The organism is Sporosarcina sp. Y1009 (assembly GCF_057669865.1).
Genome location: NZ_JBYHFO010000007.1, coordinates 187,624 through 206,440, shown reverse-complemented (window position 1 = coordinate 206,440; position 18,817 = coordinate 187,624). Strand labels below are relative to the sequence as shown.

The following is an 18,817-nucleotide window of genomic DNA, read 5'->3' as shown; positions in this document are numbered from 1 at the left end:
AAGTTGACGCGTATGGTCGCCGCCCTGCACTCCGATCAACTATAGATTTCATTATATAGAGAAGCATATTTGTTGGTTTATTAATAGCCAGCACTGAAGTGAAATACGAACAAAAATAGCCAAGTACTGCAGTTTCACTATCTAAAACACAAATACCGGAAATCATTAGTTTCTATAACTATCTCTCGCTTATACAATAAAAGAAGCTGATACAAACAATAAAACCAATCTAGCGTGTGGCCTCCACCAGCGCCGAAGCGAATTAAGGAATCCCCAACTATCACTTCATCAAGTACAAAACAACTATATTTGAATCACACATATATCACTTCTGAAGTGTTCAATGCAACCATTTGTTAATATAACTATCTTTCGTCTTTCACTAATATAAGAAACGGCTAGAAACTATAAAAAGCCAACCCAGCGAAGGCGCCTTGCCAGTGGAAGCCGGAGCAATAAGACTGATAGTGGTTTTCTATCAGGCTTATTGTAGGAGGCCTCCACCAGCGCCGAAGCGGATTATAAAGAAATCACAAAATTACTTTACCGATCCGTTACGACATCCTTCAGATTAATTCACAAATATAAAAAAGAAGGTAATCCCAAATTTATTAGGGAATTACCTTCATGTCATTTTATATTTTGGAACGAAGTGCAGTTTGGATTGCTGCTCCGACGCCGTCGAATTCATTTGTTGTGGTGACTGATTTACATGCGGCTTTGATTTCTTCGGGGGCATTGCCCATTGCGACTGAGTGTCCAACGCGTTGTAGCATTGATAGGTCATTGTAGTTATCACCTATCGCCATAACGTCCTCCATGGCAATGCCTTTAGACTTGGCAAGCTGTTCCAATGCGATTCCTTTTTGTGCGCTGATGCTTGTAAGCTCGAGATTGCCAGCTCCAGATGAACTGAGAGCGATTTCTGGAAGTACTTCAAGTTGCGCTCTTGCGGTATCCAGATGAATCTTATTAAAGGACGTACCAAATATTTTATTGATTTTTTGTTTATATTTTTCAATGATTGGAGTGAAAGAAGGAACTTCCTTTACTAAGCCCAATTCCACTCTATTAATGACCTCTGCACGAATTTCATCAATTGGCGGAACTTGATTTGCGGCTAGCGCTAATTGAACGAAAGTATCAACTTGATCTTCAATACTCTTTATGTATACTGTACTTCCAACAAATAATTGATAATCAATTTTTTGTTCATCTAAGATTAGGATGATTTTATCTATATCACTTTCAGCTAAACAAGTAGCAGAAAGTATTTCTCCGTCATTTTTTCGAACCTCCGCACCATTTAAGCAAATGAATGGGACTGTTAAACCTGCATCAGCTACCGGCATTTTAGCTTCTGAATAACTACGCCCAGTTGCAATTACAACCTCTATTCCACGCGACTGTGCCTCAAGTATGGCTTCTATATTTTTCTGGCTTACAGCATGGTCTGGACCTAATAACGTCCCGTCCATATCGATAGCTATTAATCGTATCATTGTCTATCCCCTTTTCTTCTTCAGAGTAGAGATTGATGATAACAATGAAATCATGAAAAATCAATTAGTTTAATTGAGGGGAAATTAAAAAAGGGAGTTATTAGAATCAAATAAATTCCATCTGTTATTGAAAAATGCTTATATGTTTGTATAAGTCTTTATCTTATAGAAGAGAAAGCATTGTATCTATGATATAATTTAATTGATTGGCTCAGCCAACTTATGCTGGGATCTATGAATTCCTTTACTATTATAATGAAGGGGATGTTTGTGTGCATTGGAAAGATGAAGCGAAGAAATGGCTTGATTATGAAGAACTCGAAGGTACATTAAAGCAACAACTGGAATTAGACATAAATAATGAAAAATTAATGGAAGATTGTTTTTATAAAGATTTATCTTTTGGCACTGCGGGACTTCGGGGAGAACTTGGAGTTGGAACGAATCGCATGAATATCTATACCGTTAGAAAAGCAGCATATGGACTCGCTACCTACATTAAAAGTTGTGGGGAAGAAGCGATGCAAAGAGGCGTTGCCATTGCATATGATTCCAGACATCAATCAGCTGAATTTGGCCTTGAAGTTGCGAAAGTATTAGGTAATAGTGGTATTCGCACATACTTATTTGCAAAACTACAACCAACGCCGTTATTATCATTCACGGTTCGAGAATTACACACATTTTCAGGGGTTGTTATTACAGCAAGTCATAATCCAGCTGAATACAATGGTTTTAAAGTATACGGTGAAGACGGTGGACAGGTCGCTTCGGAAGCCGCTAATACAATAACTAAGCATATAGATAGTATCAAGGATTTGTTTTCAGTAGAAGTTAGTGAGGAAACAGACCTCTTGGATAAGGGTTTATTAACTTATTTGGGCAATGATATAAGCGACCGGTATATTGAACAACTTCGTCATATCATGCTTGAAGGTGATTATGATAAAAATTTATCGATTGTTTATTCACCACTTCACGGAGCTGGCGGAGAGTTAGTCGTGAAAGGACTCGATGCAGCTGGATTTAAGAATGTCACAATTGTTACCGAACAAGCGATTCCTGATCCAGACTTTTCAACAGTTCAATATCCAAACCCAGAAGAATCGAAGGCATTTGACAGAGCCCTTCTTTATGGTCGTCAAGTCAATGCGGATATCCTAATCGCAACAGATCCTGACGCTGACAGAATGGGCTTAGCTGTTCTAGATGGAACTGGGGAATATGTATTTCTTTCTGGTAACCAAATAGGTGCCTTGCTGTTAAATGCATTATTGTTAGATTTAAAAAACCGAAATAAACTTCCTCATAATGGTGTCATTCTAAAATCCATCGTTACTTCAGAACTAGGCCAAGCGATTGCTAATCATTATGAGATAGAGATGAAAAATGTGTTAACTGGCTTTAAATTTATCAGCGAAGAAATTGAGAAGTTTCACAAGACAAATGAATCTACATTCCTTTTTGGATATGAAGAAAGTTTTGGATATTTAATTGGTGACTTTGTCCGTGACAAAGATGCGGTACAGGCGGCGGTATTAATTGCCGAGGCGGCCGCAAGTTACAAAGAACAAGGGTTAACTTTATTAGATGGACTTAACGATCTATATGAAAAACATGGTTATTATCAGGAAGCACTAGAATCGCTAACGTTAAAAGGGAAATCTGGAATGGCATCCATTGAAAAGATTTTAAATTACTTCAGGTCGCCCTTGTTTTTAGATGGATTTTCAAAATCAGTTGCTCTGGTTGAAGATTATTTAACAGGTGAAGTTTTTAACTGCGAAGATAATACGACAACTGAACTTGATTTACCAAAATCAAATGTACTTAAATTTATCACATCGGATGATTCCTGGTTTTGCATTCGACCATCTGGAACTGAACCGAAGATTAAATTTTATTTTGGTGTAAATGGCAAAACGAAAACAGAAAGTGATAGACTATTAGTGGATTTAAAGGATGCTGTTATGCAAGTCGTTCACATCGTAACCAGTGAATTAGAATAAGTAAAATTCAGAAATGAGGAATGATCATATGGTAAAGGCACTAACATTAACGCAATCCCATAAATCAATAGAAGAACTTGATGCGCTTTACGGGGAACAAGTGAAGAAGATTCATGAAGAGATGAAAGCAGGCGCATCAGTAGGTGCTGAATTTTTAGGATGGCAGGAACTTCCACATGAAGCTCCTGAATTAGAGAATGTTTTAAAAGTAGCTGCAAAGATCCGCAAACTTGCAGAAGTCGTTGTCGTTATTGGCGTCGGCGGTTCTTACCTAGGCTCTAAAGCTGTGAAAGATGCACTCGCTCCTTATTTCGAAAAAAATTCTGAGGATCCAGAGATTTTATTCGCAGGTCAAAACCTAAGTGGAACCTATATGAAACAATTATTGAATCATCTAGAAGGAAAAGAAGCGGCTGTTATTGTGATTTCGAAGTCAGGAACAACAACAGAACCAGCTATTGCTTTCCGAATATTACTTGAGTATATGGAAAATCGTTACGGTGCATCGGTAAATGAAAGAATCGTTGCCATTACAGATAAATCACAAGGCGCGCTGAGAGAGTTAGCTGATGGTTCAGGTTTTGAAACGTTTATCGTTCCGGATGATGTAGGTGGACGTTTTTCTGTATTGACACCCGTAGGTCTTCTTCCGCTCGCTGTCGCTGGTATCGATATTGAGCAACTGCTTTCAGGTGCAAAATCTGCTGTAGAAGATTTCTCGACAGCAGACATCTCGACAAACAAAGCATATGAATATGCAGCAGTTAGAAATCAATTGTTGGCAGAAGGTTATAATATTGAGATATTAGCTAGTTTCACACCACGTTTTGCGACATTCCACGAGTGGTGGAAGCAACTTTTCGGTGAGAGTGAAGGAAAAGACGGTAAAGGAATTTACCCAGCATCTGTTGCATACCCAACAGACTTGCACTCGCTAGGCCAATACGTACAAGATGGAAGACGTGAAATTTTTGAAACGTTTATCCAATTCGCGGAATCTGCTGAGGATTGCGGAATTCCAACGTCTACGGAAAACTTGGACGGTTTAAATTACTTATCCGATAAATCAATGAATGAAATAAATGAAGTCACGATGCATGCAACGATGCAAGCACATACAGATGGCGGCGTTCCAATCATTCACCTGAATGTGGGGAAACACGATGCTTATCACATTGGCTACTTGATTTATTTCTTCGAAGAAGCGTGTGCGATGAGTGCTTATTTATTAGGCGTTAACCCTTTTGACCAGCCTGGTGTAGAAGAGTATAAGAAAAATATTTTTAGAATGCTTGAGAAACCAGGATACGTTGACGAGAAGTAAGAAAAAAATCCTTCTCTTTTAGAAATAGGCATGTGGCTCCTCTCTACTGGGACCACATGCCTTTTTTAAGCAAAGAGTAAGTATGTTATTATATGTATAGAAATAGCAATGGTTTTTAATCTACTAATGACATTGAAAGAGGCGTTTCGATGATTAAACAGCTACGAAAAATCTATTCTTCCTTAATCGTCTATCATGAAGAAGAGAATCACTTAGATGAAAACTATAAATGGTTTGTGACTACTCAGAATGAGATTATTGGCATTCATGAAGAACAACTAACATCAAAAGATATATCGTTGTTAGATACATTTTTAGTCCCTTATAATATAGAGCTTCCTATATTAACTGCAGAAGAGGAAAAATGGAGACAGGTTATACAATCAAAAGAATCAAATGTAGGCGTTATAGAAGTGAACGCACCTTTTCGATTTGTTTATTTCTTCATCTCGAAAAATCAAATTAGTCCTATTTTATTTAACGATGCGATCCATCAATTATTCGGGAAAAAGGTTCCAATTTTATGGAAGAATGGGAGTGAAGGGATCATCATTGAAATGCAACCAGAAAATGATGAGAGCATCTCCTACAATCAAATCATTAATATTTTAATGAGTGATCTTTATGTAAAGATTAATTTCTTTGTTGGTCCATTTAACGAGGACTTAAAAGATATCCATCAACATTTCCTATCATTGTCAAAGGACGCTAAAACGGTATTTGCTTATACAAATCAACCTGTAGTTACATACGTGGATGCCATCCCATACTTATTGGTTGATCAAACAAAACCTGAATTGCGAGAAGAAATCAGTACAACGATTTTACAAGAATATCTTGGTGATGATGATACGCTTAAAATGCTTGACACCTTTTTCCGTTGTAATTTAAATATTTCAGAAACAGCGAAAGAGTTATATATGCACCGAAATAGTTTACAATATCGACTTGATCGTTTCTTAGAAAGAACAGGTATCGACGTACGCCAGTTTCAACATGCTATGCCGGTTTATCTTGCCATGTTAGCTAGGAAATAAAGTTATCCAGTCATATATGAGTCGAATAGTAAACTTGCACAGTAACTATCAGAAATTTTGTGCACATCTACCATTACTATCTGATAGGTATTCTTGTATGCTATAAATAGTAAATGAAAGCACTTACATACCTGGGGGGAATACATATGGCAGAGTTACGATTAGTTGGCATAAAGAAAGTATATGATAAAGATGTTGTATCAGTAAAAGATTTTAATCTAGAGATTCGTGACAAAGAGTTCTTAGTCTTAGTTGGTCCATCTGGCTGTGGGAAATCTACAACGCTTCGCATGATCGCAGGTTTAGAAGAAATCACTGAAGGTGATTTGTATATTGGTGATCGACGTGTAAACGATGTTGCACCTAAAGACCGCGATATCGCAATGGTTTTCCAAAACTATGCACTATATCCGCATATGGATGTTTATAATAATATGGCATTCGGATTAAAGCTTCGCAAGTTCAAAAAAGACGAAATAAAAAAACGTGTAGATAATGCCGCTAAGATTTTAGGTCTGGAAGATTTTCTTGATCGTAAACCGAAAGCGCTTTCAGGTGGTCAACGTCAGCGTGTTGCACTTGGACGAGCGATTGTTCGTGATGCTGAAGTATTCCTAATGGATGAGCCGCTCTCTAACTTGGACGCTAAACTACGTGTTCAAATGCGTGCAGAAATTCAAAAATTACACGCACGTCTTCAAACGACAACTGTTTATGTTACGCATGACCAAACAGAAGCGATGACAATGGCCACACGTCTAGTTGTTATGAAGGATGGTATTATTCAACAAGTTGGAGAACCAAAAGAGGTTTATGATAATCCGAATAATATCTTTGTAGGTGGTTTTATCGGTTCTCCAGCTATGAACTTCCTTAACGGGAAAATCGAAGGTAACCAATTTGTTATGAATGATATCCGCGTAGAAATTCCAGAAGGAAAACTAAAATCTGTACGTGATCAAGGATTTGTCGGAAAAGATATCGTTCTTGGAATTCGTCCAGAAGATATCCATGATGAGCCTTTGTACTTGAAATCATCTCCGGAAACGACGTTCCATGCACATATTGAAGTTGCGGAATTAATGGGTTCTGAGATTGTGTTGTATTCTAAAGTAGATGATCAAGACTTTGTAGCACGTGTAGATGCTCGCTTTAACGCTACTGCAGGTCAAACAATTGAATTTGCTTTCAATCTAAGCAAAGCACATTTCTTCGACAAAGATACAGAAGAACGAATTAAATAATAGTGTTAACACGCCAACAGGACAAATTCCTGCTGGCGTTTTTTGTTTTCTACTATGGAAATTCTGTAAAACTCATCCTACTTGACTTAACGATTGCAACACATCGTTCGAAGTAGAGCGCAACGATGTACAATATGCGGTCGGTAAATTGTGCTGTAAAGTTGTACAATAATTGGATGTAGTATGTTATGATATAAAAAGAAGGAGGGGCGCCATGCAAATTGATATTCGAAGTCGTACGATTTTCGATGAATTGATGAGGGATCCGAGTATTACTAGTAAGGAATTAGAAGTTAATTTTGATTTAACTCGTAGGCAGCTAGGATACAGTTTCGATAAAATCAATAATTGGCTTGCCGCAAAAAACCTTCCAGCAATCGAACGCACTCGTCAAGGACATTTTATAATTGATCACTTGATTTTATCCGAATTCAGCAATGAAAAGACGGTAGCTGCTTCCAATCAAAATATTATTACTGAAGAACAAAGAGTGCATTTGATTATCATAATGCTTCTAAGTAATCAGGAGGAACTGGCGCTTATTCATTTCACTAGTGAATTAGACGTTAGTAAAAACACTATTTTGAGCGATTTAAATGTAGCACGAAAATTAGTAGCTAGTTATAACTTGACCATTCGATACTCTAGAAAAAATGGGTACTTAATCGAAGGCGAAGAGTTCTCGATTCGAAAACTATTAATCAATACATTCTACAAGATAATTGAAATGCCAAGTGGGAAAAATCGTCTGCAAACTTTAGTCAACATTAAATCAGAAGAGTTGAGCAACCTAAGAAAACGCCTCGAAAAGATCGAGAAAAAGCTGAACTTAAAATTTACGGACGAAAAAATTGAAACATTGCCTTATACGCTTTTACTTGTCTTACACAGAGTGAAAAGAAATACATTGAAAATCTCCTCTTCTGTTTCGTACAAAGAATTATCGGGAACTAAAGAGTATCAAGCAACCGAAGAATTATTATTTGATTATCAAGATATTCCGTTACAAGAGCGCTTGTTCATCACTTTGCATTTGCTGACGACAAATGTCTACTGGTCTGAAACATTACAAGAAGACGAAATTCCTAATTTAGCAAAAGCAGTGGATGATATGCTTCGATTGTTTGAGAAAAGCTCAGCAATTTATCTGGAAGATAGAGAAGCGCTCCTAACTAAGATATTACTGCATATGAAACCCGCTTATTATCGGATTAAATATCAATTGACAGAAGTCGATAATACCAGTTATTCGCTAATCGAAAAAGAATTAAAAGAGCTACACCATCTCGTTGGCCAATCAACGAAACCGCTTGCTACTTTAATCGGTCATGTCATTCCGGATAGTGAAACCGCTTATTTAACGATGTTAATTGGTGGATGGTTAAGGCGACAAGGTGAAGACCTCCAAGAAAAAACAAAAGCAATTGTTGTTTGTCCGAAAGGTATTTCAGTATCGCGCTTAATGTTTAGTGAATTACGTGAGCTATTCCCAGAATTCGCTTTTCTAGATTCACTGTCTGTGCGGGACTTCTACGATTTTGACCTTGACTTTGACGTAGTGTTTTCTCCTGTTTTCTTAGAGACAGATAAAAAGTTGTTTCTCGCTAGTTCATTTCTTGAACGTGAAGAGAAAAATCGACTTAGGAAACAGGTAATGCTCGATTTACATGGGTATATCCCTTTCGAAGTTAATATTGACGATATCTTAGATATTGTGAAGAAACATGCAGTTATTGAGAATGAAAAATCATTGGAAAAAGAATTACGTGAGTATGTCATTCGAGATGATAAATCCCCAACACTCAATGACGAGTCAGAACTATCCGCTCTTAATCTAAGCGATTTGATACCGATGAGCAATATAACATTGAAGAAAGTGGTTTCGTCATGGGAAGAAGCGATTCGACTATGTGCAGAGCCAATTTTAGAAGCAGGCTATATTAAGCCGAGTTACGTAGAAGCAATTGTTAATCAAGGTGATAAAGATCCATACATTGTCATAGCGCCTAATGTTGCAATCCCACATGCGGCACCTGAAGCAGGTGTCAATAATGTAACGATGAGTTTACTAAGACTTGAAGAAGGCGTTGAGTTTGGGGAAGAGTACACTATTAACTTGGTCGTCATTATCGCTGCAAAAGATAAGCAACAACATTTCAGAGCGTTAACGCAATTAATGAAATTAGCAAGAACAGAAAAAGATCGAAATAAAATGATTCAATCACAATCGATTGAAGAAATTTATGAGATTATAAAAAAATATTCTATTACTGACTGAAAGTTAAGAGGTGCGAGATGAGCAATTTATATTTTAATGAGTCAATAATTCTATTGGATTTAGAAGGAAAAACTAAAGAAGATATCCTACGTGCAATGTCAAAAAATCTTGAAGAAAAAGGATTAGTTAAAGAATCCTTTACAGATGCAATTATCGCTAGAGAACAAGAGTATGCAACAGGGCTCCCAACGATGGGTGTATCCGTAGCCATTCCGCATACAGATATCGAACATGTCAATAAGAAAACAATTAGTGTAGCTGTTTTAAACGAACCCGTCGATTTCGGTGTGATGGGTGATCCAACTGAAACAACACCTGTTAAATTGGTTTTCATGTTAGCGATGGATGAAACAGATTCACAACTAAGCCTATTAACAAAGTTAATGCAAATTTTTCAAGATGAAGCAATTTTACTTCAGCTTGCAAATGAAAAAGACAAGACAGAAATTCTTAAGTTATTGGCAATGAAATTAGAGTTTACATTGGAAGGAGGTGGCCAATAATGAAAAAGGTATTAGTAGCTTGTGGCGCAGGAATTGCTACATCAACAGTTGTGAACAACGCAATTGAGGAGATGGCAAAAGAGCACAACATTAAAGTGGACTTAATCCAAATTAAAATCACTGAAGTCGGTGCTTATGTAGATACAGCTGATTTACTCGTAACAACTGCAATGACACAAAAAGAATTCCCGTTCCCAGTAATTAACGCGCGTGCGTTCTTAACAGGAATTGGTATGGAAGATACAAAAAAACAAATCTTGGATGAACTACAAAAATAATTTGTAAACGTCTTAGGCATATGATCTCGATTTCTCTATGAAGAAATCGAGATTTACACTAAATAGCAAGGAGATTAGAACATGGATTCTTTTGTTGATTTTCTACAAGGCTTCTTAGCATTAGGAGCAACTGTAATTTTACCCGTCGCAATATTTTTTCTCGGATTATTTTTCGGTCAAAAGCCAGGTAGGGCGTTCCGTTCTGGTTTAACAATTGGTGTCGCATTTGTAGGTATTTTCTTGGTTATCGACTTACTCGTTTTTAACCTCGGACCTGCTGCACAAGGGATGGTTGAACGGTTAGGTGTAAATTTAAATGTAATTGACGTAGGTTGGCCAGCATCTTCATCAATCGCTTGGGCATCTGTAGTGGCTGCATTCATTATTCCACTTGGATTACTTGTGAACGTTGTGATGCTTGTTACAAAAACAACTAAAACAATGAACGTTGATATATGGAACTTCTGGCACTACACGTTTATGGCTGCAATGGTTTACGCGGTTTCAGGTAGTATTATCCAAGGATTAATCGCCGCAGTACTATTCCAGATTGTTTGTCTAAAAGTTGCAGACTGGACAGCGCCAATGATGAGTGAGTTTTATGACTTACCGGGTATTTCAATTGCAACAGGAAGTACGATTTCCTATGCACCGGGTATCTTCTTAGTGAAATTAGTGCAAAAAGTTCCAGGACTTAAAAATTGGAATGCTGATCCTGATACAATTCAAAAACGTTTTGGTATTTTCGGGGAATCGATTTTCATCGGACTATTCCTAGGTGCTGCAATCGGAGTGCTCGCAGGATATAGCGTTGGTGAAGTAATTGAAATCGGTATGGCGATGGCTGCTGTAATGGTCTTAATGCCACGTATGGTTAAGATTTTGATGGAAGGCTTACTGCCTGTATCTGAATCAGCTCGTGAATGGTTGAACAAACGATTCGGCGATAGAGAAATTTATATTGGACTTGACGCTGCAGTTGCTTTGGGACATCCGGCTGTTATTTCAACAGCACTAATCCTTGTTCCAGTTACAGTTGCAATGGCAGTTGTTTTGCCAGGTAACGCGGTACTTCCATTTGGTGACTTAGCTACGATTCCGTTTATTGTTGCATTTATCGTAGGTGCAGCGAGAGGGAATATCGTTCATTCGGTTCTTGTTGGGGCAATCATGATAGCGATTTCTTTATACATCGCAACGGATCTTGCGCCAATGTTTACACAAATGGCTGTGGATATTAACTTCGATATGCCTGAAAACTCAGCAATGATTTCAAGTATTGACCAAGGTGGTAACATCGTTCACTGGGTCATCTATAAAGTATTTAGCATATTCAACTAAATAGAAAGAAAGTACAGGAGGAGTTCTCATGAAAGCACTAGTGAAAACCGAACTCGGATTTGGAAATCTGGAAATTCAAGAAAGACCCGAACCCACACCTGGTAAAAACCAAGTGAAAATCGAAGTGAAGTATGCGGGCGTTTGTGGATCCGATATTCACACATACGAAGGACACTACGACGTAGCTGTACCTGTTACATTGGGACATGAATTTTCAGGAGAAGTTGTTGAAGTGGGGGAAGGTGTTACGGAGTTCAAAGCAGGAGACCGTGTGACTTCCGAAACAACTTTCTATATTTGTGGAGAATGTGAATATTGTAAGTCTGGTGATTATAATCTCTGTAATCATCGAAAAGGTTTAGGGAGTCAGCAGGACGGCGGCTTTACGAATTATTTAATCGCTCGGAAAGAAAGCGTTCATATTCTTCCTGAAAATGTCGATTACCAATCAGCATCAATGACCGAACCGCTTGCTTGTACGCATCATGCAGTCGATAAAACAGAAATTCAAGAAGGCGATATTGCTGTTGTTATTGGGCCGGGTCCGATTGGCTTATTAACTGCTCAAGTTGCAAAAAGCCGTGGAGCTACAGTTATTATTACTGGGTTAACGAATGATAAAGTTCGTTTAGACAAAGCGAAAGAACTGGGAATTGATTACACAGTGAATACCCAGGAAGTCGACCTAAAAGAATTCGTCAATGAGCTAACAGACGGTTATGGAGCAAATCTTGTATTTGAATGTTCAGGTGCAGTTCCAGCAGCCAAACAAGGGTTAGATGTTTTACGTAAAAAAGGACAATATTGTCAAGTTGGTCTTTTTGCACAACCTGAAATTCAATTTGATCTTGAGAAAATCATTCAAAAAGAAATTCGTGTTGTGGGAAGCAGAAGCCAAAAATCAGCTGACTGGGGTCCATCGCTAGCTTTAATGAATGATGGTTTAGTAAATGCAAAATCATTGGTAACGCATGAATTTGATATTACGCAATGGGACGAGGCTTATCAGGCGATTAAGAGCGGCGAAGCAATCAAGGTACTATTAACTCCTGTTAAATAAATAACTTTATGAAAAGGGGCTATTTCAATGACTAAACAACAAATCATCGACATGATTGACTATACGCTTTTAACACCTACGACAACGAAAGATGATATTACGGCATTTTGTCATGAAACAATCGAGAATGGTTTTAACACCGTTTTTGTAAACCCTTATTATGTGAAACATGCGGTTGAATTACTTTCTCCGCATAATATCAAGGTCGGAGTTCCGATTGGTTTCTCACTTGGTGGGGCAACAACACTTACCAAAGTGACCGAAACGAAGGAAGCGATTCAAAATGGTGCAACTGAAATCGATATGCTCATTAATTTAGGCGCGTTAAAATCAAAAGAATTCGATGTTGTGAGAAATGATATTGCTGAGGTTGTCAAAGCATCAGAAGGATTGACAACAAAAGTCATTATTGAAACTGCATTACTAACAAAAGAAGAAAAAATCACTGCATGTAAGTTGATCATGGAAGCTGGCGCTGATTTTGTGAAAACAGCAACAGGTTTTAATGGTGGCGGAGCAACGGTTGAAGATGTTCAACTATTAAGATCTGTTGTTGGAAAAGATTTCGGAGTGAAAGCAGCTGGTGGGGTCCGGACATATGAGGACGCAGTTAACATCATCAAAGCTGGCGCAAACCGAATTGGTACAAGCGGTGCCATTGCAATTATTTCAGGTCAAACGTCTACAGCTTCATACTAAGTGTTTTTACATGAAACAGATTGAGCGATTATGTAGTCATAATCGTTCACTCTGTTATCAGAAATGAGGGTGATTAACAATGATGGATATGTTTCTAGATTTTATGTTGGGACCCATGCGTTCAATTGGAACTTTTTATTTTGAAAATCAAGTGATTCTTAACACACTTATTGTTGGATTCGCTTTATATAAATTAGTCTTTAACAAGAAGAAACAAGCACAAAGTGATTCTGAAAGCTAATAAAATTAGAGGTGAAAAAGATGAAATCTTTAAAACTTTACGGTGTGCAAGATATCCGTTTTGAAGAGGCAGAAAAACCTGTCCTAGAAAAAGAAGATGATGTTATCATTAAAGTAAAGTCAGTTGGTATTTGTGGCTCAGATATTTCTCGATACAATAAGCTCGGACCCTATGTAGAAGGTATGATCTTTGGTCATGAATTCGCAGGAGAAGTCGCAGAAGTTGGACCAGGTGTTGTAGGTGTTAAAGTTGGGGACCGTGTTGCGGGATGTCCGACTTTTTATTGCGGAGAATGTGAAAGCTGTAATAAGGGAGAACTCTCACGCTGTGAAAAACTAACTGTAATTGGAGCAAGACACCCTGGCGCTTACGCGGAATTTGTAAAATTACCTGCAGAAAACGTCGTGCCAATTCCTGATAATGTTGATTATGATACGGCATCAATGATCGAGCCATCGGCAGTTGTCGTTCATGGGTTTAACAGAACAACTATGCAACCGGGCGCAGAAGTTGCGGTAATGGGTTGCGGTAACATCGGATTACTAGCGATTCAATGGGCTAAAATATTTGGTGCGAAAAAAGTTTATGCCATTGATATTGATGATGAGAAACTTGAAATTGCGAAAGAAGTCGGCGCGGATGTTGTGATTAATTCGTTAGTGAAGCCGGCACATGAACAACTAATGGAACACACAAATGGTCAAGGTGTCGATGTCGCAATCGAATCAGCGGGATCACCCATTACTTCAGCACAAGTTTTTGCGTTACCTAAAAAAGGCGGCGAGGTTGTCTTTTTGGGCATTCCTTACGGCGACGTGAATGTAGAACGTTTTTACTTTGAAAAAATTGTTCGAAATGAATTAAAAGTGCTAGGTTCTTGGAATGCCATTTCAGCACCATTCCCAGGAAGAGAATGGAGCACGACTGTTCACTACATGAGTACAGGACAAATCAATGTCAAGCCATTGATCACACATCGATTGAAGCTACAAGATGGACCTGAAACATTCACTAAGATTATTAACAGAGACGGTGTTTTTGGGAAAGTACTTTTCCACCCAGAATTAGACTAAAAGACCGTAAATCTATTACAAAATACTACTTAAGGAGCTACCACGATGTCAACTACTACTACGATTTCCACGGAACAACTTTCTATTAATGCAATTAGAACTTTGTCGATTGATGCAATTGAAAAAGCAAATTCAGGTCATCCAGGACTTCCAATGGGTGCAGCCCCGATGGCTTATACACTATGGACAGACTTTATGAACCACAATCCTAAAAACTCAAAATGGTTTAACAGAGATCGTTTTGTTCTATCTGCAGGACACGGTTCTGCACTTCTCTATAGTTTGCTTCATTTATCGGGTTACGATGTAACGATTGATGATTTAAAGAACTTCCGTCAATGGGGTTCAAGAACACCAGGTCACCCTGAAGTAAACGATACAGATGGTGTTGAAGCGACGACCGGACCACTAGGCCAAGGAATTGCAATGGCTGTTGGTATGGCAATGGCAGAAGCACATCTAGGGGCTAAGTTTAATAAAGATGATCTTAAAGTTGTAGATCATCATACATATGCCCTTGTAAGTGACGGCGATTTAATGGAAGGTATTTCTCATGAAACAGCCTCTTTAGCTGGCCATTTAGGGTTAGGAAAACTAATTGCCCTTTATGATTCCAATGATATTTCATTAGACGGAGATTTAGATCGATCTTTCTCTGAAAATACGGAGCAACGCTTCAAAGCTTATGGCTGGCAAGTGATTCGTGTTGAGGATGGAAATGATGTCAATGAATTAAGAAATGCGATTAAAGAAGCAAAAGCAAATACAACACAGCCAACATTAATAGAAATAAAAACAATTATCGGATACGGTTCACCAAATAAATCAGATTCATCAGCTTCCCACGGGGCTCCACTCGGTGAGGATGAAGTGAAACTGACAAAAGACTTTTATAAGTGGCCACATGAGCCTTTCCAAGTACCTGAAGAAGTGTACACTGATTTCAACGAAAAAATCGGTGTAAATGGTGCCGATGTTGAAGCTAAATGGAATGACCTGCACGAATCTTATAAAGTAAAATATCCAGAACTTGCCGAGGAATTAGCATTAGCCATTAAAGGCGAACTACCTTTGGATTGGGAAAAGGATTTACCAGTCTATGAAGCGGGTAAAGATACACTAGCGACAAGAGCATCATCAGGAGAAGTACTGAATGCAATTGCAAAAACAGTTCCAAACTTTATTGGTGGAAGTGCGGATTTAGCTGGTTCTAACAATACAATGATTAAAAATGAAGATGATTTTACGCGCGACAATTATGCAGGTAGAAACATTTGGTTCGGCGTTCGTGAATTTGCGATGGCAGCAGCTTTAAATGGAATGGCACTACACGGTGGATTGAAAGTATATGCGGGTACATTCTTTGTATTTAGCGACTACTTGAAACCGGCTATGCGTCTGTCCGCGCTGATGAATGTACCAGTCACATATGTATTTACACATGATTCAATCGCAGTAGGAGAAGACGGCCCGACACATGAACCAATCGAACAAATTGCTTCTCTTAGAACACTTCCAGGATTATCACTTATTCGTCCAGCTGACGGCAATGAAACTCAAGCTGCATGGCGCCTAGCGTTGGAGTCGACAAACAAACCGACTGCATTAGTTCTGACAAGACAAGGTTTACCGACTCTTGAAGGTACAAAAGAACTTGCCTATGAGGGTGTTAAAAAAGGCGGCTATGTAATTAGCAAAGGAGATAAAGAAACTCCGGATGCATTATTAATCGCAACTGGTTCAGAAGTTCAATTAGCTGTGGCTTCACAAAAAGCGTTAAAAGAACAAGGAATCGATGTAAACGTCATTAGTATTCCATCTTGGGATCGTTTTAAAGAACAAGATCAAGCCTATAAAAACGAAGTCATCCCTCCACATGTAACCGCACGTGTAGGTATTGAAATGGGCTCATCTTTCGGCTGGGAACGTTTTATAGGGGACCAAGGACTCATGATCGGGATCGATACCTTCGGTGCTTCAGCAAAAGGCGAAAAAGTTATTGAGGAATATGGATTCACAGTTGAAAATGTCGTTAAGCATGTGGAAACATTAGTGAAATAATTTGATTGAAACTGACGCTTAATGGGTGTTTTTAATCGATACTTATGTTAAAATTGAAATTTACTGGAGCAGTAAAATAAAAGTTAAAACAAATTAATTATAATGAAGGAGTTTGAATGAAATGGTAGAAAAACAATTTAAAGTAATCGATGCGACGGGGATTCACGCACGTCCAGCGTCTATGTTAGTTAGTGCAGCAAACAAATTCCAATCTGATATAAATCTAATACACAATGAAAAGTCAGTTAACCTAAAATCAATTTTAGGTGTTATGTCTCTTGGAATTGGTATGGGCGAAGAATTCAAAATTAGTGCGGAAGGTTCCGACGAACAGGAAGCACTAGACTCACTTGAAAATACGTTGAAAAGTGAAGGATTAGCTGAATAATGAGCGTATTACAAGGGATTGCTGCGTCAAGCGGGATTGCAATTGCAAAAGCATATTGTCTTGTAGAACCTGATTTGACATTCAGCAAAAAAACTGTTGATGATGTAGAAAAAGAAGTCGAGCGTTTTCAAGCTGCGATTGCTGTGACCAAAAGCGAACTTCAGTCAATTCAAGAAATTGCGAAAAAAGGTCTAGGTGCTGATGAAGCAGCTATTTTCGATGCGCATTTATTGGTTGTAGAGGATCCAGAACTTATTAAACCGATTGAAGAGAAGATTAAATCGGAAAAAGCAAATGCTGAAAATGCGTTAGAAGAAACGACAGATATGTTCATCATGATGTTTGAACAAATGGACAATGAATATATGCAAGAAAGGGCTGCAGATATTCGCGATGTACGAAAGCGAATTCTCTCCCATTTATTAGGTGTGAAAGTAGTTAATCCAAGCGAAATTTCAGAGGAAGTTGTTATTATAGCCGAGGATCTTACACCGTCAGATACAGCGCAATTGAACCGTAACTTTGTTAAAGGGTTTGCGACTGATATCGGTGGAAGAACATCTCACTCAGCAATCATGGCTCGTTCTTTAGAAATCCCAGCGGTTGTAGGGACTAGTGATGCTACAGAAATCATTAAAGACGGCGACATTATTATTGTCGACGGTCAAAATGGTAAGGTGCATATTAATCCATCTGAGGAAGTTATTGCTGAATACAAAGTAGAACAAGAAAACTTTGAAAAGCAAAAATTAGAGTGGGCGAAATTAGTGAATGAAAAATCAGTAACAGCTGATGATCATGTCGTTGAATTAGCTGCCAATATTGGTACACCTGAAGATTTAGAAGGTGTTATTAATAACGGCGCTGAAGGAATTGGTCTATATCGTACAGAATTTTTGTATATGGGTAGAGACCAACTTCCAACTGAAGATGAACAATACGATGCATACAAAAAAGTACTAGAAGGAATGGATGGTAAGCCAGTTGTCGTGCGTACACTTGATATCGGTGGCGATAAAGAGCTTCCATACTTAAATCTTCCTACAGAAATGAACCCATTTTTAGGGTTCCGTGCGATTCGCCTTTGTTTGGAAGAGCAAGACATCTTCCGTACACAGTTACGTGCTTTGTTACGTGCTAGCTCATATGGTAACTTGAAAATCATGTTCCCAATGATTGCGACTTTAGAAGAATTCCGCGAAGCAAAAGTTATTTTGGTAGAAGAAAAACAGGCACTAGTAGAAAGTGGTACTACTGTATCAGAAGATATTGAACTTGGTATCATGGTAGAAATTCCGTCTACAGCAATTCTAGCTGATCAGTTTGCAAAAGAAGTTGATTTCTTCAGTATTGGAACGAACGATTTAATCCAGTATACGATGGCAGCTGACCGTATGAATGAACGCGTTTCTTATTTATACCAACCATACAATCCTGCTATTTTACGTTTGGTTAAAATGGTTATTGACGCTTCTCATCGTGAAGGTAAATGGACAGGCATGTGCGGTGAAATGGCTGGAGATGAAATCGCGATTCCTCTCTTACTAGGTCTTGGCCTTGACGAGTTCTCAATGAGTGCAACATCAATCTTAAAAGCTAGAACCCAAATTAAAGATTTAAAGAAAAGCGATATGGAAGAGCTTGTAAATGAAGCCCTTCAAATGGGAACTGCAGAAGAAGTTATGCAAGCAGTTAAAAAACAGACTACGCTATAAAACTAGTTTCCAAAAAGCATCATCTTAACCAAGTCGGTTGAGATGGTGCTTTTTAATTAGTTTT

At 38.3% G+C, this 18,817-nt stretch carries 16 protein-coding genes; 15 read left to right on the top strand and 1 reads right to left on the bottom strand.

Going from position 1 to position 18,817, the window contains the following annotated elements; translation table 11 throughout:
• Nucleotides 1-635: 635 nt before the first annotated feature.
• On the bottom strand, nucleotides 636-1,502 hold the full coding sequence (locus AC25Y1_RS11265) for an HAD family hydrolase (protein ID WP_488148081.1): 867 nt from the start codon (nucleotides 1,500-1,502) through the stop codon (nucleotides 636-638).
• 272 nt (nucleotides 1,503-1,774) lie between these two features.
• Between AC25Y1_RS11265 and AC25Y1_RS11260 the strand changes: the two genes are divergently transcribed.
• The 15 genes from AC25Y1_RS11260 to ptsP all read left to right on the top strand — a co-directional run bounded on the left by AC25Y1_RS11260 (nucleotide 1,775) and on the right by ptsP (nucleotide 18,753).
• Nucleotides 1,775-3,511, top strand: a complete 1,737-nt coding sequence (locus tag AC25Y1_RS11260; RefSeq protein ID WP_488148080.1) for a phospho-sugar mutase — start codon at nucleotides 1,775-1,777, stop codon at nucleotides 3,509-3,511.
• A gap of 28 nt (nucleotides 3,512-3,539) precedes the next feature.
• A complete protein-coding gene (locus AC25Y1_RS11255; protein ID WP_488148079.1) occupies nucleotides 3,540-4,835 on the top strand; it encodes a glucose-6-phosphate isomerase in 1,296 nt (431 codons plus the stop codon).
• 149 nt (nucleotides 4,836-4,984) lie between these two features.
• Nucleotides 4,985-5,872 (top strand): PucR family transcriptional regulator, encoded by an 888-nt coding sequence (locus tag AC25Y1_RS11250; protein ID WP_488148078.1) that lies wholly within the window; start codon nucleotides 4,985-4,987, stop codon nucleotides 5,870-5,872.
• Nucleotides 5,873-6,018: 146 nt separating this feature from the next.
• Entirely contained in the window at nucleotides 6,019-7,116 is a 1,098-nt protein-coding gene (locus tag AC25Y1_RS11245) for an ABC transporter ATP-binding protein (RefSeq protein WP_488148077.1), read from the top strand.
• A gap of 214 nt (nucleotides 7,117-7,330) precedes the next feature.
• Entirely contained in the window at nucleotides 7,331-9,394 is a 2,064-nt protein-coding gene (locus AC25Y1_RS11240) for a BglG family transcription antiterminator (RefSeq protein WP_488148076.1), read from the top strand.
• A gap of 17 nt (nucleotides 9,395-9,411) precedes the next feature.
• Nucleotides 9,412-9,897: a PTS sugar transporter subunit IIA gene (locus AC25Y1_RS11235; RefSeq protein WP_488148075.1), complete on the top strand. Its 486-nt coding sequence runs from the start codon at nucleotides 9,412-9,414 to the stop codon at nucleotides 9,895-9,897.
• Nucleotides 9,897-10,175: a PTS sugar transporter subunit IIB gene (locus tag AC25Y1_RS11230; protein ID WP_488148074.1), complete on the top strand. Its 279-nt coding sequence runs from the start codon at nucleotides 9,897-9,899 to the stop codon at nucleotides 10,173-10,175. Before AC25Y1_RS11235 ends, AC25Y1_RS11230 begins: the two co-directional genes overlap by 1 nt.
• Nucleotides 10,176-10,256: 81 nt before the next feature.
• Complete coding sequence (locus tag AC25Y1_RS11225) at nucleotides 10,257-11,516, top strand: galactitol-specific PTS transporter subunit IIC (RefSeq protein WP_488148073.1); 1,260 nt, start codon at nucleotides 10,257-10,259, stop codon at nucleotides 11,514-11,516.
• A 28-nt stretch (nucleotides 11,517-11,544) separates the two neighbouring features.
• Complete coding sequence (locus tag AC25Y1_RS11220; protein ID WP_488148072.1) at nucleotides 11,545-12,576, top strand: zinc-binding dehydrogenase; 1,032 nt, start codon at nucleotides 11,545-11,547, stop codon at nucleotides 12,574-12,576.
• 27 nt (nucleotides 12,577-12,603) lie between these two features.
• Entirely contained in the window at nucleotides 12,604-13,275 is a 672-nt protein-coding gene (deoC, locus tag AC25Y1_RS11215; protein ID WP_488148071.1) for a deoxyribose-phosphate aldolase, read from the top strand.
• Nucleotides 13,276-13,354: 79 nt separating this feature from the next.
• On the top strand, nucleotides 13,355-13,516 hold the full coding sequence (locus AC25Y1_RS11210; RefSeq protein ID WP_488148070.1) for a hypothetical protein: 162 nt from the start codon (nucleotides 13,355-13,357) through the stop codon (nucleotides 13,514-13,516).
• A gap of 20 nt (nucleotides 13,517-13,536) precedes the next feature.
• Nucleotides 13,537-14,589 (top strand): galactitol-1-phosphate 5-dehydrogenase, encoded by a 1,053-nt coding sequence (locus AC25Y1_RS11205; RefSeq protein ID WP_488148069.1) that lies wholly within the window; start codon nucleotides 13,537-13,539, stop codon nucleotides 14,587-14,589.
• Between the two features lie 45 nt (nucleotides 14,590-14,634).
• On the top strand, nucleotides 14,635-16,650 hold the full coding sequence (gene tkt / locus AC25Y1_RS11200; protein ID WP_488148068.1) for a transketolase: 2,016 nt from the start codon (nucleotides 14,635-14,637) through the stop codon (nucleotides 16,648-16,650).
• Nucleotides 16,651-16,771: 121 nt separating this feature from the next.
• Nucleotides 16,772-17,038 carry a phosphocarrier protein HPr gene (locus tag AC25Y1_RS11195; RefSeq protein WP_488148067.1) on the top strand — a complete coding sequence of 89 codons (267 nt, stop codon included), beginning with the start codon at nucleotides 16,772-16,774 and terminating at the stop codon, nucleotides 17,036-17,038.
• Nucleotides 17,038-18,753 (top strand): phosphoenolpyruvate--protein phosphotransferase, encoded by a 1,716-nt coding sequence (gene ptsP, locus AC25Y1_RS11190; protein ID WP_488148066.1) that lies wholly within the window; start codon nucleotides 17,038-17,040, stop codon nucleotides 18,751-18,753. Before AC25Y1_RS11195 ends, ptsP begins: the two co-directional genes overlap by 1 nt.
• The last annotated feature ends 64 nt before the right edge of the window (nucleotides 18,754-18,817 follow it).